Origin of the sequence: Micromonospora sp. NBC_00898, assembly GCF_045207895.1 — a bacterium.
In the GTDB taxonomy this organism is placed as follows: Bacteria; Actinomycetota; Actinomycetes; order Mycobacteriales; family Micromonosporaceae; genus Micromonospora.
The window spans coordinates 551490-566385 of the sequence record NZ_CP108775.1 but is presented as its reverse complement, the minus strand read 5'-3'; the positions used below and the strand labels follow the sequence as shown (position 1 = coordinate 566385).

General features: G+C 74.3%; 15 protein-coding genes. 5 read left to right on the top strand and 10 right to left on the bottom strand.

Going from position 1 to position 14896, the window contains the following annotated elements:
• The first annotated feature begins 91 nt into the window (after nt 1–91).
• On the top strand, nt 92–703 hold the full coding sequence (locus tag OG799_RS02720; RefSeq protein WP_406042745.1) for an NUDIX hydrolase: 612 nt from the start codon (nt 92–94) through the stop codon (nt 701–703).
• 265 nt (nt 704–968) lie between these two features.
• Here OG799_RS02720 and trpA read toward each other — a convergent pair whose 3' ends face one another.
• From trpA to trpC, 3 genes are read right to left on the bottom strand one after another with little or no spacing between them, the layout of a single operon-like run.
• A complete protein-coding gene (gene trpA / locus OG799_RS02715) occupies nt 969–1772 on the bottom strand; it encodes a tryptophan synthase subunit alpha (RefSeq protein WP_406042743.1) in 804 nt (267 codons plus the stop codon).
• A gap of 4 nt (nt 1773–1776) precedes the next feature.
• On the bottom strand, nt 1777–3009 hold the full coding sequence (trpB, locus tag OG799_RS02710) for a tryptophan synthase subunit beta (RefSeq protein ID WP_406042741.1): 1233 nt from the start codon (nt 3007–3009) through the stop codon (nt 1777–1779).
• 36 nt (nt 3010–3045) lie between these two features.
• Complete coding sequence (gene trpC / locus OG799_RS02705) at nt 3046–3849, bottom strand: indole-3-glycerol phosphate synthase TrpC (RefSeq protein WP_406046180.1); 804 nt, start codon at nt 3847–3849, stop codon at nt 3046–3048.
• A gap of 490 nt (nt 3850–4339) precedes the next feature.
• Here trpC and OG799_RS02700 point away from each other — a divergent pair, with 490 nt between their 5' ends.
• Nucleotides 4340–4615 (top strand): hypothetical protein, encoded by a 276-nt coding sequence (locus tag OG799_RS02700; protein WP_406042739.1) that lies wholly within the window; start codon nt 4340–4342, stop codon nt 4613–4615.
• Here the strand turns inward: OG799_RS02700 and OG799_RS02695 are convergent.
• From OG799_RS02695 to OG799_RS02675, 5 genes are all read right to left on the bottom strand, one after another.
• Nucleotides 4608–5183: a Trp biosynthesis-associated membrane protein gene (locus OG799_RS02695; RefSeq protein ID WP_406042737.1), complete on the bottom strand. Its 576-nt coding sequence runs from the start codon at nt 5181–5183 to the stop codon at nt 4608–4610. The genes OG799_RS02700 and OG799_RS02695 overlap by 8 nt on opposite strands.
• A complete protein-coding gene (locus OG799_RS02690; RefSeq protein ID WP_406042735.1) occupies nt 5180–6733 on the bottom strand; it encodes an anthranilate synthase component I in 1554 nt (517 codons plus the stop codon). The genes OG799_RS02695 and OG799_RS02690 overlap by 4 nt, the downstream gene beginning before the upstream one ends.
• Nucleotides 6730–7164 (bottom strand): phosphoribosyl-AMP cyclohydrolase, encoded by a 435-nt coding sequence (hisI, locus tag OG799_RS02685; protein WP_406042733.1) that lies wholly within the window; start codon nt 7162–7164, stop codon nt 6730–6732. The genes OG799_RS02690 and hisI overlap by 4 nt, the downstream gene beginning before the upstream one ends.
• Before the next feature lie 94 nt (nt 7165–7258).
• A complete protein-coding gene (locus OG799_RS02680) occupies nt 7259–8263 on the bottom strand; it encodes an aldo/keto reductase (RefSeq protein WP_406042731.1) in 1005 nt (334 codons plus the stop codon).
• Complete coding sequence (locus tag OG799_RS02675; RefSeq protein WP_406042729.1) at nt 8260–8649, bottom strand: MerR family transcriptional regulator; 390 nt, start codon at nt 8647–8649, stop codon at nt 8260–8262. The genes OG799_RS02680 and OG799_RS02675 overlap by 4 nt, the downstream gene beginning before the upstream one ends.
• 106 nt (nt 8650–8755) lie before the next feature.
• Here OG799_RS02675 and OG799_RS02670 point away from each other — a divergent pair, with 106 nt between their 5' ends.
• The 3 genes from OG799_RS02670 to OG799_RS02660 are packed head-to-tail and all read left to right on the top strand — an operon-like array spanning nt 8756 to nt 10847.
• Nucleotides 8756–9499 (top strand): ABC transporter ATP-binding protein, encoded by a 744-nt coding sequence (locus OG799_RS02670; protein WP_406042727.1) that lies wholly within the window; start codon nt 8756–8758, stop codon nt 9497–9499.
• Nucleotides 9496–10251, top strand: coding sequence for an ABC transporter permease (locus tag OG799_RS02665; protein WP_406042725.1), 756 nt, complete (start codon nt 9496–9498; stop codon nt 10249–10251). Before OG799_RS02670 ends, OG799_RS02665 begins: the two co-directional genes overlap by 4 nt.
• Nucleotides 10251–10847: a TetR family transcriptional regulator gene (locus OG799_RS02660; protein WP_406042723.1), complete on the top strand. Its 597-nt coding sequence runs from the start codon at nt 10251–10253 to the stop codon at nt 10845–10847. The genes OG799_RS02665 and OG799_RS02660 overlap by 1 nt, the downstream gene beginning before the upstream one ends.
• A 352-nt stretch (nt 10848–11199) precedes the next feature.
• Here the strand turns inward: OG799_RS02660 and OG799_RS02655 are convergent, their stop codons facing one another.
• Together OG799_RS02655 and OG799_RS02650 are read right to left on the bottom strand one after the other, a co-directional pair.
• Nucleotides 11200–12981, bottom strand: a complete 1782-nt coding sequence (locus OG799_RS02655) for an ABC transporter ATP-binding protein (protein WP_406042721.1) — start codon at nt 12979–12981, stop codon at nt 11200–11202.
• Nucleotides 12978–14855, bottom strand: a complete 1878-nt coding sequence (locus tag OG799_RS02650) for an ABC transporter ATP-binding protein (protein ID WP_406042719.1) — start codon at nt 14853–14855, stop codon at nt 12978–12980. The genes OG799_RS02655 and OG799_RS02650 overlap by 4 nt, the downstream gene beginning before the upstream one ends.
• Between the last annotated feature and the right edge of the window lie 41 nt (nt 14856–14896).

Below are 14896 nucleotides of genomic sequence, written 5' to 3'. Positions count from 1 at the left end.
TACCGGGGTGGACCGGCTCCGCGGCACCCCGGTCCGGTCGGCTTCGCCGGGCGGCTGACTTCTGGTTTGCACGGTCGTAGGCTCTTTGTCCATGGGCGCGCTCACCTGGGCGGTCGCGGCGGTCGTCAGCGACGACGCCGGTCGGGTGCTGCTCTGCCGGCAGGGCCGGGGCGAGCGACGTTGGGGGCTGCCCGGCGGGCGGCTGCGCCGGGACGAGAGCCCGGCCGCGGCGGTGCTCCGCAACATCCGCGCGGAGACCGGCTGGGAGATCGCGGCCGTGGACCTGGTGGGCCTCTACCGGCTCGGCGAGCGCGGCGCCGCTCCGCCCGCCGCCGGCCGGTGCGGGCCGCTGCCGGACGTGCTGGTGCACGTCTTCCGCGCCCGGGTGACCGGCGCTACGCCGACGGCGGACCCGGCGGGTGGCTGCCACCTGGGCTGGCACGCCCCGGCCGACCTGCCGGACGCCGTCACCCCGATCACCCGGGCCGCCGTCGCCGACGCGCTGGCCGGCCGGTCCGGGGTGCTGCGGGACGCCGGGCGGGAGCCGGCCCGGCCGCCCGGCGCGGAGGCTCCCGGGCGACGCGGCCGGCCCGCGCCGGCCGGTGAGCCGGCACCGCCGGGGCAACGGACCGAGGCGCCCGATGAGGCGGCGCCGTCCGGGCAGCGACCGGAGGCGGACGGCCTGCGGACGACCCCGCGCTGAGCGTGCGGGGGCAGGCTGCCTGGCGGTCCCTTTGGAGCTGATGTCGCAGACGATTCAGCCGCCCGCCTGGCCGGCCCCCTCCGCACCAGCCGGGCCCGCCGACCCGGACGCCGGTCAGCAGCGTGATGTCATGAACGATTCAGCTCCAAAGGCGACCGCGGGCCAACCGTTTCCGGCCGGAACGGCCGCCCGGCAGGGCGTCGGGGCCGGCCGGGCCAGCTCGCCGACCGGATCAGGCCGAGCGCCGCCAGGGCACGGCCCGAGGTCAGCGGACCGGGTTGCGCACGCCCTCGGCGAGCTCGGCGCTGAGCGTACGCAGCGCGGCCAGGCCGGCGGCCTGGTCCGGCGCGTCGAGCAGGCAGCGGACCAGGGCGCTGCCGACGATGACGCCGTCGGCGTACCCGGCGACGGTGCCGGCCTGCGCGCCGGTGCCCACGCCGAGCCCCACGCCGACCGGCAGGTCGGTGACGTCGCGCAGCCGGGAGACCAGGATCGGCGCGGCGTCGGAGGTCTGCGCGCGGGCGCCGGTGACCCCCATGATCGCCGTGGCGTAGACGAAGCCCCGGCAGTGCGCCACGGTCATCTTCAGGCGGGTGTCCGTGGAGGACGGGGAGACCAGGAACGTCCGGTCCAGGCCGTACGCGTCGGAGGCTGCCAGCCACTCGTCGGCCTCGTCCGGGATGAGGTCCGGGGTGATCAGGCCGGTGCCGCCGGCGGCGGCGAGGTCGCGGGCGAAGGCGTCCACGCCGTACTGCTCGATCGGATTCCAGTAGGTCATGGTGACCACCGGGGCGCCGGTGGCCGCGACGGCCTCGATGATGCGCAGCGTGTCGGCGGTGCGGACGCCGCCGGCCAGGGCGATGTCGCTGGCCTTCTGGATGACCGGGCCGTCCATCACCGGGTCGGAGTACGGGATCTCCACCTCGATGACGTCCACGCCCGCCTCGACCATCGCGGTCATGGCCGCGATGCTGCCCTCGACGGTCGGGAACCCGGCCGGCATGCAGCCGACCAGCACGGCCCGCCCGTCGGCGCGGGCCTTGTCGAAGGCGACGCCGATCCGACTCACGCTGTCACTCCTTGTCGAGGATGCCGAAGTACTCGCCGGCGGTGTGCACGTCCTTGTCGCCCCGGCCGGAGAGGTTGACCACGATGACCGGTTCCCGGCCCAGCTCGGCGGCGAGCGTCGGGGCGATCTTCAGCGCGCCGGCGAGCGCGTGCGCGCTCTCGATCGCCGGGATGATCCCCTCGGTCCGGCAGAGCAGCTCGAACGCGGCCATCGCCTCGGTGTCGGTGACCGGCGAGTAGGTGGCTCGGCCGATGTCGTGCAGCCAGGCGTGCTCGGGGCCGACGCCCGGGTAGTCCAGGCCCGCCGAGATCGAGTGCGACTCGATGGTCTGGCCGTCGGAGTTCTGCAGCACGTACGTGCGGGTGCCGTGGAGCACGCCGGAGGTGCCGCCGGTGATGCTGGCGGCGTGCCGGCCGGTCTCCACGCCCTCGCCGCCGGCCTCGAAGCCGTACAGCCGGACGCCGGTGTCGGGCACGAACGCGTGGAAGATGCCGAGCGCGTTGGAGCCGCCGCCGACACAGGCCGCGACCGCGTCCGGCAGCGCGCCGGTCAGGTCCAGGCACTGCTGGCGGGCCTCCTCGCCGATGCCGCGCACGAAGTCCCGGACCATCTCGGGGAACGGGTGCGGGCCGGCGGCGGTGCCGATCAGGTAATGGGTGTCGTCGACGTTGGCGACCCAGTCGCGCATCGCCTCGTTCATCGCGTCCTTGAGGGTCCGCGAGCCGGTGGTGACCGGGACGACGGTGGCGCCGAGCATCCGCATCCGGGCCACGTTGAGCGCCTGCCGCTGGGTGTCGACCTCGCCCATGTAGACCACGCACTCGAGGTCGAACAGGGCGGCGGCGGTGGCGGTGGCCACGCCGTGCTGGCCGGCGCCGGTCTCGGCGATCACCCGCTTCTTGCCCATCCGCCTGGTGAGCAGCGCCTGGCCGAGCACGTTGCGCACCTTGTGCGCGCCGGTGTGGTTGAGGTCCTCCCGCTTGAGCAGGATCCGGGCGCCCGCCTTGGCGGAGAACCGCTCGGCGGTGTAGAGCAGCGACGGGGTGCCGGCATAGTCACGCAGCAGGGCGTCGAACTCGGCGAGGAACGTCTCGTCGGTCATCGCCTTGCGGTATGCCGCGTCCAGCTCGTCGAGGGCCGCGACCAGTGCCTCCGGGACGAACCGGCCACCGAACCGACCGAAGTGGCCGGCGGCGTCGGGGACCTGACCGGCCGGGGCCGAGACGTTGGCGCTCATCGCGCTCCTCTCGCTGCTGACTGTCCCCGGCGCGGGTCAGCGCACCGGGCGGGGCGTTGCCGGGTGGTTGCCGGCGTTGACCAGTTCGGCGACCGCCTCGCGGGGGCTCTTCTGGGTGACCAGGCCCTCGCCGACCAGGACCGCGTCGGCGCCCGCCGAGGCGTAGCGGATGAGGTCGTGCGGGCCGCGTACGCCGGACTCGGCGATCTTGACGACTCTGCTGGGCAGGCCGGGCGCGATCCGTTCGAACACCGAGCGGTCGACCTCCAGGGTACGCAGGTCGCGGGCGTTGACCCCGATCACCTGCGCGCCGGCCTCCAGGGCCCGGTCGGCCTCCTCCTCGTTGTGCACCTCGACCAGCGCGGTCATCCCGAGCGACTCGATCCGCTCCAGCAGCCCGACGAGCGCGTTCTGCTCCAGCGCCGCGACGATCAGCAGCACCAGGTCGGCGCCGTGGGCCCGCGCCTCGTGCACCTGGTAGCTGGAGACCACGAAGTCCTTGCGAAGCACCGGGATGTTCACCGCGGCCCGCACGGCGGCCAGGTCGTCCAGCGACCCACCGAACCAGCGGCCCTCGGTCAGCACGCTGATCGCCCGGGCGCCACCGGCGGCGTAGTCGCCGGCCAGGTCGGCCGGGTCGGCGATCTCCGCCAGCCGCCCCTGGGACGGCGACGAGCGCTTCACCTCGGCGATCACGGCCACCCCGGGCCGGCGCAGGGCCGCGTACGCGTCCAGCGGCGGCGGCGCGGCGGCGGCGAGCTCCCGGATCCGCTCCAGCGGAACCTGCTCCTGCCGTCGGGCCACGTCCTCGCGGACGCCGGCCAGGATCTCGTCGAGCACGCTTACGGACGCCGCCGGACCGGCCTCGTCCCCCTCCGCGTGCGCATGCTCAGCAGTCACCAACGGACTCCCCTCTCCGGGTGTCATGGGCCGATGCTAGGGGGCGCCACCTGGCCACAAGTGCCGGGGGGTATGGCGCTCCTCACCAAATGGGCTGTGGCATCATGCCGGACTTCCGGTGAACGGAATGTCACGGTGTGCCACCACGCCCATCGACCGGCGTCACCTCCACCCGTCGACCCTCGTCGACCGCCCCATCGATCACCGCCCATGCTCCATCTCACCACGGCCGACCCGGGGGCGCAGTACGACGACGTCCGTCGATGTTGTGACCAAGCTCAAGGCCGAACGGCCCCGCCCAGGTCGTACCCCGGACGGCACAGTTGACCTGGCCTTCACGGCCGCGAAACGTGTGCCGGCGAGCATCTTCCTCGGGCAGACTCGATGAGGCGTCCGCCAACCGTCGCCAACGATCTCGTGCGGGGTGACCATGAGCACCAACGGGCCGAACCAGACCATCGGACTGACCACCATCTCCCGGACCGTCGCCTCCCTCGCCGTCGGCGTGGTGCACACCCTGGAACGGGCGATGGTGGGTGACGGCCGGACGCGGACCGCGCGCGGCAACGCCTGGGAGGCGGTCTGCGCCGACCGGGCCCGCGCCGAGCAGCGCCGGGAGCTGGACCGCCTGGTGGCCGAGCTGGCCGCCGCCCGGGCCGCCGCGCGGGACCGCCACGAGGTGCGCCACCCGCAGTCGGTCAACTGACCGTCGGGTCCTCACCCCGGTCGAGCGCGTCCCAGGCGTCCCGGGTGCCCCGGCCGACCGCCGGGCCGTCCGTCGCCGGCTGCTCCGCCGACCGGGCCGGCCGCTCGTAGCGCGTCCCCATCGCCGGCCAGTCGCCGCCGCGCAGCGCGGTGAGCAGGCCGCCGGCCGCCGCGATCAGCCCGCCGACCAGGCAGAACGCCGGCCACTGCCGGCTGACCCCACCGTCGAAGGAGGCGGTCAAGCCGTACCCGCCGCCGGCCGCCACGGCCAGGCCGAGCAGGGTCAGCAGCCCGCCCAGCAGCCGCCGGACCCGACCCCGGGTGGCCAGCACCGCGCCACCGCCGGCCAGCGCGACCAGCGCCAGCGCGGAGAGCCACGGCAGCAGGTCCGCGCCGGTGCGGGCGTGCCGGGACGGCGGCAGCGACCCGCGGGCGGTCAACTCGACCGACCAGGTCCGGGTGGCCGCCCAGAACGCCAGGCCCGCGCCGGCCAGGCAGAGCAGCACCGCGTACGTCAGCTCGCGCCGGCCCCGCGCGACCGACGCGGCGGTCGGAGTCGGCTCGCTCATCGGGCCGGCCTCAGGGTCTCGGCGGCGGCGATCGCGGCGAGCACCGCGGCGGCCTTGTTACGGGTCTCCTGGTCTTCCGCGGCGGGATCGGAATCGGCCACCACGCCCGCCCCGGCCTGCACGTAAGCCCGTCCGTCGCGGATCAGCGCGGTGCGGATGGCGATCGCCATGTCGAGGTCGCCGCCGAAGCCGAAGTAGCCCACGGTGCCGCCGTAGAGGCCGCGCCGGACCGGCTCCAGCTCCTCGATGATCTCCATGGCCCGCACCTTCGGCGCGCCGGAGAGGGTGCCGGCCGGGAAGGTCGCGGCGAGCGCGTCGAACGCGTTGCGGTCCGCCCGCAACTCCCCCACCACGGTGGAGACGATGTGCATGACGTGGCTGTACCGCTCGATGGTGGCGAACTCCGGCACCTCGACCGTGCCGGGCCGGCAGACCCGACCCAGGTCGTTGCGGCCCAGGTCGACCAGCATCACGTGCTCGGAACGTTCCTTCGGGTCGGCCAGCAGCTCGGCGGCGAGCCGGGCGTCGGCCTCCGGGGTGCCGCCCCGCGGCCGGGTGCCGGCGATCGGGTGCAGCAGCGCCCGCCGCCGGCCGTCCGCGCCCGTGCTCACCTTCAGGTGCGCCTCCGGCGAGGAGCCGACGATGTCGAAGCCGTCGAAGCGCAGCAGGTACATGTACGGGCTGGGGTTGGTGGTGCGCAGCACCCGGTAGACGTCGAGCGGGTCGGCGTGCGTCTGGCGCTCGAAGCGCTGGGCGAGCACGATCTGGAAGCACTCGCCCGCCCGGATCGCCTCCTTCGCCGCCTCGACCGCCTTCGGGTAGCCGCCGTCGGGCGTGCGGCTGACCACCTCGTCGGCGGGCGGTCGGTCGACGGTCGAGATCATGGGCGGAATCGGACGGGACAGCGCGGTGGTCATCGCGTCCAACCGCCCCACCGCGTGGTGGTACGCCGCCGCGACCAGGGGCGCCCGGTCCGGCGCGTCCGGCGGCGGCAGGATCGCGTTGGCGACCAGGATCGCCGAGCCGTCGTAGTGGTCGAGCACCACCAGGTCGGTGGCGAGCATCATGCCCAGCTCCGGCACGCCGAGGTCGTCCTCGGTCAGCTCGGGCAGCCGCTCGAAGCGGCGGACCAGGTCGTACCCGAGGTAGCCCACCATGCCGCCGGTCAGCGGCGGCATGCCGCTGGCCGGGTCCCAGGCCGGCCCGCCGAGGGCCGCGACGGTCTCCCGCAGCACCCGGACCGGGTCGCCGTCGACGGGCAGGCCGGCCGGCGGCTCGCCGGTCCACACCGCGACGCCGTCCCGCTCGGTCAGCGTGGCGCTGCTGCGCACGCCGATGAAGGAGTATCTGGACCAGGCCATCCCGGCCGAGCCGACGCCCTGCTCGGCCGACTCCAGCAGGAAGGTGCCGGGTCCGCCGGCGAGCTTGCGGTAGACCCCGACCGGGGTCTCCGCGTCGGCGAGCAGCCGCCGGGTGACCGGGACGACCCGCCAGTGGGCCGCCAGGTCGGTGAAGGTCGCCTGGTCCGGGCTGACCGCGCCGTCGGTCATGCGGCCGCCTCCGGGGAGGCCACCGGCAGCTCGGTGAAGAAGCACGTCCGGTGCCCGGTGTGGCAGGCCGCGCCGACCTGGTCGACGCTCACCAGCAGGGCGTCGCCGTCGCAGTCCAGGGTGACCGAGCGCACGTGCTGGTGGTGGCCGGAGGTGGCGCCCTTGACCCAGTACTCCTGCCGGCTGCGCGACCAGTAGGTGGCCCGGCCGGTGGTGAGGGTGCGGTGCAGCGCCTCGTCGTCCATCCAGGCGACCATCAGCACCTCACCCGTGTCGTGCTGGCGTACCACCGCGGCCACCAGGCCGTCGGGGGTGCGGCGCAACCGGGCGACGATGGCCGGGTCGAGCCGGGACGGGCGGACCGGGCCGGGGGCCGCGGGTTCGCCGGAGGTGGCGGGGGCGCCGGTCAGCGGCGCGTCAGAGGCGGGCACAGTGACCCATTGTCCCGCACGCGGCGCCGGGACCGGCGCGGTGTCCCGACCGCCGGGCACGGAGCGCGCGCCGGCCCGGCGGCCGCGTTCACGGCTAGTGCCCGACGGTTCGCATTCCTGCCTCGGTGTACCTTTCCCCGGCCACCGCACCGACCGGCACCGCCTCGCCGAGCCGGGCCTGCTGCTCCGGGGTGAGCTTGATGTCCACCGCCGCCGCGTTCTCCTCCAGGTAGCGGACCCGCTTGGTGCCCGGGATCGGCAGGATGTCGTCGCCCTGGGCCAGCAGCCAGGCGAGCGCCGCCTGGGCCGGCGAGCAGCCGATCTCCGCCGCCACCGCCCGGACTGCCTCGACCAGCCGCAGGTTGGCGTCGAGGTTGTCCTCGGCGAACCGCGGCACGTTCCGCCGCCAGTCGTCCGCGGCGAGCTGGTCGCGACCCGTGATCGCCCCGGTCAGCAGCCCCCGCCCGACCGGCGAGTACGCCACCAGGGACACGCCCAGCTCCCGGCAGGTGTCCAGCATCTCCCCCTCGACGTCCCGGCTGAACAGCGAGTACTCCATCTGGACCGCCGAGATCGGGTGCACCGCGTGCGCGGCCCGCAGCGTCGCGGGGCTCACCTCGGACAGTCCGATCAGCCGCACCTTGCCGGCCGCGACGAGCTCGGCCAGCGCGCCGACGGTCTCCTCGATCGGGGTCTCCGGGTTGCGCCGGTGCAGGTAGTACAGGTCGATGGTCTCCACGCCGAGCCGGCTCAGCGAGGCGTCGCAGGCCTCCCGGGTCCAGGCGGCGCTGCTGTCCACGAAGGCGCCCGGAGTGCCGGTGCCGCCGAAGCTGTCGCCAGTGGTCCGGTTGCCGAACTTGGTGGCCAGGAAGACCTCGTCCCGACGAGCCCGCACGACTGGGGCGAGCAGCCGCTCGTTCGCGCCGAAGCCGTACATGTCGGCGGTGTCCAGGTGGTTGACGCCGAGGTCGAGGGCCCGGTGCAGGGTCCGCGTCGACTCGGCGTCGTCGGCCCCGCCGTACGCGAAGCTCATGCCCATGCAGCCCAGGCCGATCGCCGAGACCTCGGGCCCGGTCGCGCCCACTCGTCGCCGGATCATGCCATCTCCTCCTCAGCCCTGCGATACGCGTCGATCTTGTAGTCGAGCACCTTCAGGTCCTCCTCCAGTTCGGCCATCCGCGCCAGCACCCGGGCCCGGTGCGCCTCGAAGAGCGCCCGCCGGGCGCCGAGCGTCCGGTCGCCCTGTCGGGCCAGCTCCGCGTAGCGGCGCATGTCCCGCACCGGCATCCCGGTCCGGCGCAGCCGGGTGAGCAGGAACAGCCAGTTGACGTCGCTCTCGGTGTAGCGCCGCCGCCCGGCGGAGTCCCGTCCGACCGGGGCGACCAGCCCTTCCTGCTCGTACCAGCGCAGCGTGTACGTGGTCAGGCCGACCCGTTCCGCCGCCTCACCGACGGTGAGGCTCATGTCGCGCGTGCTGATGTCCACGCCCCCAAGGCTTCCAGTTGGAGCGCACTCGAAGTCAACCGTTGCGCGAAGGGCCGTAATTCATCTACCGTTGATTTCAACGGATGATGAGTTTTGGAGGCGGACGATGGAGGACGCGGTGGCGGTCCGGGACCTGGTCGTCGACCGGGCACGCAGGCAGGTGCTCCAGAGCATCAGCTGCGCGGTGCCCCGCGGCACGGTGACCGGGCTGCTCGGGCCCAGCGGCAGCGGCAAGACCACCCTGATGCGGGCGATCGTCGGGGTGCAGACCATCAGGTCGGGCACGGTCACCGTGCTGGGCCGACCGGCCGGGGCGCCGGAGCTGCGCCGCCGGGTCGGCTACCTGACCCAGGCGCCCAGCGTCTACGCCGACCTGACCGTCCGGGAAAACGCTCGCTACTTCGCCGTCCTGCAGGGCCGGGGCCACGCCGAGGCCGACCGGGCGATCGCCGACGTCGGGCTGGCCGACGCCGCCGGCCAGCTCGTCGGCACCCTCTCCGGCGGCCAGCGCAGCCGGGCCTCGCTGGCCTGCGCCCTGGTCGGCGAGCCCGAGCTGGTCGTCCTGGACGAGCCGACCGTCGGCCAGGACCCGGTGCTCCGGGCCGACCTGTGGGCCCGGTTCCACGCGATGGCCGCCACCGGGACGACCCTGCTGGTGTCGAGCCACGTGATGGACGAGGCGGCCCGCTGCGACCGGCTGCTGCTCATCCGCGAGGGTCGGCTGATCGCCGACGACACCCCCGACGCGGTCCGCGCCGCCACCGGCGCCGACGACCTGGAGGAAGCCTTCCTCCGACTGATCAGGGCCAACGAGGCGAGCCCGCGGCACGCCGGAGCGGAGTCGTCATGAACATTCGCATCCTGGCCGCGACCACCGGCCGCATCCTGCGTCAGCTCGGTCACGACCGGCGCACCGTGGCCCTGTTGGTGGTGCTGCCCACCGTGCTGCTGACCCTGGTCTACTTCATGTACGTCGACCAGCCCACCCCGCCGGGGCAGCCCGCCGTCTTCGACCGGGTGGCGCTGATCATGCTGGGCTTCTTCCCGTTCATCATCATGTTCCTGGTGACCAGCATCGCCATGCTGCGGGAGCGCACCACCGGCACCCTGGAGCGGCTGCTCACCACCCCGCTGGGCAAGCTCGACCTGCTCTTCGGCTACGGCATCGCGTTCGGTCTCGCCGGCGCGGTGCAGGCGAGCATCGCCTCGGTGATCGCGTACTGGGTGTTCGACCTGGACACCGCCGGCAGCATCGGGCTGGTGGTGCTGATCTCGGCGGTCAGCGCCGTGCTGGCGGTCGCCCTGGGACTGTTCTGCAGCGCCTTCGCCCGCACCGAGTTCCAGGCGGTGCAGTTCCTACCGGTCGTGGTGGTGCCGCAGCTGCTGCTCTGCGGGCTGTTCGTGCCCCGCGGCGAGATGGCCGGCTGGCTCCAGGCGGTCAGCGACGCGCTGCCCCTGTCGTACGCGGTCGAGGCCCTGCAGGAGGTGGGCCGGCACGTCGACCCCACCGCCACGATGTGGCGGGACCTGGCGATCGTGGCCGGCGCGGCGGTGGCGGCGCTGGTGCTCGCCGCGGCCACCCTGCGCCGGCGCAGCGAATGATGGCCCGCCGGACCGGCCGGCGGCCCGGCAACCCGGACACCCGGGAGGCGATCCTCGCGGCGGCCCGGACCGCCTTCGCCGAGCGCGGCTTCGACGCCGCCTCGATCCGGGCCATCGCCACCGCCGCCGGCGTGGACCCGGCCCTGGTGCACCACTACTTCGGCACCAAGGAGGAGCTCTTCCGGAGCACCATGAACGTGCCCATCGACCCGGCCGAGCTGCTGCCGCGGGTGCTGGCCGGCGGCCCGGACGGGGTCGGCCAGCGGCTGGTGCGGACGTTCCTCGGGGTGTGGGACTCACCGGCCGGAGGCGCGGCGGTCGCCCTGCTCAGGTCGGCGGTCAACAACGAGTGGACCGCCCGCATGATGCGCGAGTTCCTGGTCACCCAGGTGCTCCGCCGGGTGCTCGACCACCTCGACATCGACCCGGCCGAGCTGCCGCTGCGCGGTTCGCTGGTGGCCACCCAGATGCTCGGGCTGGCGATGACCCGGTACGTCGTCCGGCTGGAGCCGGTCGCCTCCGCCGACCCGGAGACCCTGGCCGCCGCGATCGGCCCGACCGTGCAGCGCTACCTCACCGGCGACCTGTCCGCCTGACCGCTGCGGGCTGCGGGCTGCGGGCTGCGGGCTGCGGGCTGCGGGCTGCGGGCTGCGGGCTGCGGGCTGCGGGCTGCGGGCTGCGGGCTGCGGGCTGCGGGCTGCGGGCTGCGGGCTGCGGGCTGCGGTGAGTGTCATCCACGGGTGACCTCACCGGCGGTGGACATGCCGGTGAGCGATATGCCTCTCCGTCATATTTATGCCTCTCAGGCATATCGCTCACCGGTCAGGTAGCCGGGGGCGCAGCCTCCGGGCCCTGCCGACGGCGCGGTCGACGGCGCGGTCGACGGCGCGGTCGACGGCGCCGGGCGACGGCGCCGGGCGCGGGGCCGGCACCGTCGGGAGGCGGCTCCTAGCGGGTCTGCTCCAGCCAGGAGGCGTAGAGCAGGCCGTAGATCGACTCGGGATCCTTGACCAGTTCGTCGTGCGGGCCGCGCTGCACGACGCGGCCCCGGTCCACCACGATCACCTCGTCGGCGGCCTGCGCGGTGGAGAGCCGGTGGGCGATGGCGAGGGTGGTCCGGCCCCGGGTGACCGCATCCAGGGTGCGCTGGAGGCGTACCTCGGTGGCCGGGTCGACCGCGCTGGTCGCCTCGTCGAGCACCAGCAGGTCGGGGTCGGCGACGTAGGCGCGGGCGAGCGCGACGAGCTGCCGTTCTCCCACGCTGAGCGCCTCGCCGCGCTCGCCGACCGGGGTGTCCAGTCCCGCCGGCAGCCCGTCCAGCCAGTCGGCCAGGCCCAGCTCGGTGAAGGCGGCGGTGAGCTGCGCGTCGGTCAGCTCCGGCCGGGCGAAACGGACGTTCTCTCCGACGGTGGCGTCGAAGAGGAAACCGTCCTGCGGCACCATCACCACCCGGGACCGCAGCGAGTCGAACCGGACCTGCCGCAGCGGCACCCCGGAGAGCAGCACCTCGCCGGCGGTCGGGTCCATCAGCCGGGTGAGCAGCTTGGCGAAGGTGGTCTTGCCGCTGCCGGTCTCGCCGACCACCGCCACCCGGCTCTTCGCCGGGATGTCCAGGCGGACGTCGTGCAGCACCGGCGGGCCGCCCGGGTAGGCGAAGGTCACCCCGGCGAACCGGATGTCCAGCGGGCCGGGCGGCAGCTCGCGCCCCTGCGTGCCCGGGTCGGCCACGTCCGGGGCGACGTCCAGCACGTCCAGCACCCGGCGCCAGCCGGCGATCGCGTTCTGCGCCTCGTTGAGCACCTCGGTGGCGATCTGCACGGGCTGGATGAAGAGCGTCACCAGGAACAGGAACGCGGTCAGCTGACCGATCGACAGGGTGCGGTCGACGCCCAGGCTGACCCCGACGACGACCACGCCGGCCAGCGCCAGGCCGGCCGCCAGCTCCCCCACCGAGCTGCCCACGATGCTGATCCGGATGGCCCGCTGCTGGGCCTGCCGCTGCCCCTCGATCGCCGCGTCCAGCCGCCGGGCAGTCCGCCCGGCGATCCCGTACGCCCGGATCACCGGTGCGCCCACGACGCTCTCCGCGATGGTGCCGAGCAGCGTGCCCATCCGCTGCCGGACCAGGCCGTACGCGCCGGCGAGGCGGCGCTGGAGCAACCGGATCACCAGCACCGCCGGGGCGAACGCGGCGAGCACCACCAGGGTGAGCTGCCAGGAGTACGCCAGCATGACGATCGTGGTGACCACCAGCTGGCCCAGGTTGACGATCAGGATCACGCCGCCCCACTGCAGGAACGTGGTGATCTGGTCGACGTCGCTGGTCACCCGGGAGACCAGCGAACCGCGCCGCTCGGACTGCTGGTGCAGCATGGACAGGTCGTGCACGTGCCGGAACGCCCGGGTCCGCACACCGGCCAGGGCGGTCTCGCTGACCGTGAAGAGCCGGCGCATCATCAGGTAGCCGCAGGTGGTGGTGACCACCAGCACGGCGCCGGTGATCGCGACCACCCGCCACACCACGCCGAGGTCGAGGCCGCCGAGGATGCCGTGGTCGATGCCGCGCTGCACGGCGACCGGGACGGCCACCCGGCCGACCATGTAGATCAGGGCCAGCGCCACGGTGCCGGCCAGGCCGGTCTTCAGCTCCGGGGAGAGCGCCAGCCCTCGCCGCAGGGTCCGCCAGGTCGACTCGGTGCGCTCCGCCGGCTCCTTGGTGGTGGTGCTCACCGGTCAACCTCGACTTCCAGGCCGGAGGTCAACGGCGTGACCTCGTCGTACGTGCGGGGCTGCTCGCGGTCGTGCTCCGCCTGCTCGTACGCGGTGACCAGGTCGGCGTAGCCGGGGACGGTGGCCAGCAGCTCGGTGTGGGTGCCCCGGGCCAGCACCCGCCCCTGCTCCAGGTAGATCACCTCGTCGGCCAGGGCGATGGTGGCCCGCCGGTACGCGACCACCAGGATCGACGCGGCGGCGCCCGGCCCACCGCTCGGGGCGCGCAGGCCGGCCAGGATGGCCGCCTCGACCCGCGGGTCGACCGCGCTGGTGGCGTCGTCGAGCACCAGCAGCCGGGGCCGGCCGGCGAGCGCGCGGGCCAGGGTGAGCCGCTGCCGCTGCCCACCCGAAAGCGAGGTGCCGCGCTCGCCGACCATGGTGTCCAGCCCGTCGGGCAGGGCGGCGACGAACCCGTCGGCCTCGGCGAGCCGCAGCGCGGCCCACACCTCGTCGTCGCCGATGCCCGGACGGTCCAGGGCGATGTTCGCCCGAACGGTGTCGTCGAAGACGAACGGCACCTGGGCGACCAGGGCGACCGTCGAGGCGAGCGAGGCGGCGGTGAGGTCGCGGACGTCGACGCCGTCCAGGGTGACGGCGCCGGCGCGCGGGTCGACCAGCCGGACGGCGAGCGAGGCGATGGTCGACTTGCCGGAGCCGGTGGGCCCGACCAGGGCGACGATCTTCCCGGCCGGCACGGTGAAGGTCACCTCGCCGAGCACCTCGGCGCCGGGCAGGTGCGCCTCGGCCGGCTCGTACCCGAAGTGCACGTCGTGGAAGTCGAGGGTGGCCGGCGTCGGCTCGGCCGGGTCGAGGACGGTGTCGCCGTACGGCATCTCGCCGGTGGCGTCGAGGACCCGGCGCACCCGGTCCCAGCCGGCGACGCTGCGCGGCAGCTCGGCCAGCACCCAGCCGATGGCCCGGACCGGGAAGGCCAGCACGGTGAAGAGGAAGGCGACGCTGACCAGCTCGGCGACGCTGATCGCGCCGGCTCGGAGCCGGACCGCGCCGACCACCAGCACGGCGAGGGTGCCGAGGCTGGGCAGGGTCTCCAGCATCGGGTCGAAGATGCCGCGCAGCTTGCCGACGGCGATCAGGGCGTCGCGCAGCTCGCCGGCCCGGGACGCGAACCGCCCGGTCTCCTGGGCCTCCCGACCCATCGTCTTGACCACCAGGGCGCCGTCGAAGCTCTCGTGGGCGATGCCGCTGACCTCGGCGCGCAGCCGCTGGGCCCGGGCCTGGCGGGGGGCCATCCGCCGGGAGTAGACCACGTTGAGCGCGAAGAGCGCGGGGAAGACGGCGAGGCCGACCAGGGCGAGCGCCCAGTCGGTGAGGAAGAGCGACACGACCGCGCCGACCAGCATGACCAGGGTGCCCACCGCGAACGGCAGCGGCGCGATCGGGTACCAGGCCGCCTCGACGTCGGAGTTGGCGTTGGACAGCAGCGTGCCGGTGGCGTTGCGGTGGTGCCAGGACAGCGGCAGGTCCAGGTAACGGCGGGTGACCCGCCGGCGGTAGGCGGCCTGGAGCCGGAACTGCATGTAGCCGGCGCCGAGCCGGCGGCCGAAGATGCCGACCACCCGCAGCACGCTGATCCCGAACAGGGACGCGGCAGCCAGGGCGAGCACCCCGGCGCCGACGGAGCCGCGGGCGATCGCCGGTACCACGACGTCGCCGACCACCCGGCCGACGACGAACGCGCTGGCGATCACCATGAGGCCGAAGAGCACGCTCCCGGTCACCGCGACCGTGAAGATGCGCGGCTGTTCCCGGATGGCCCGACCGAGGACCCGTAGCCCTCTGCCGAGGACGTCCCGACTTGTCCCGCTCGCCACGCTCTCCCCCGCCGTAAGCCGCAATTATCTCCCTCATCCTT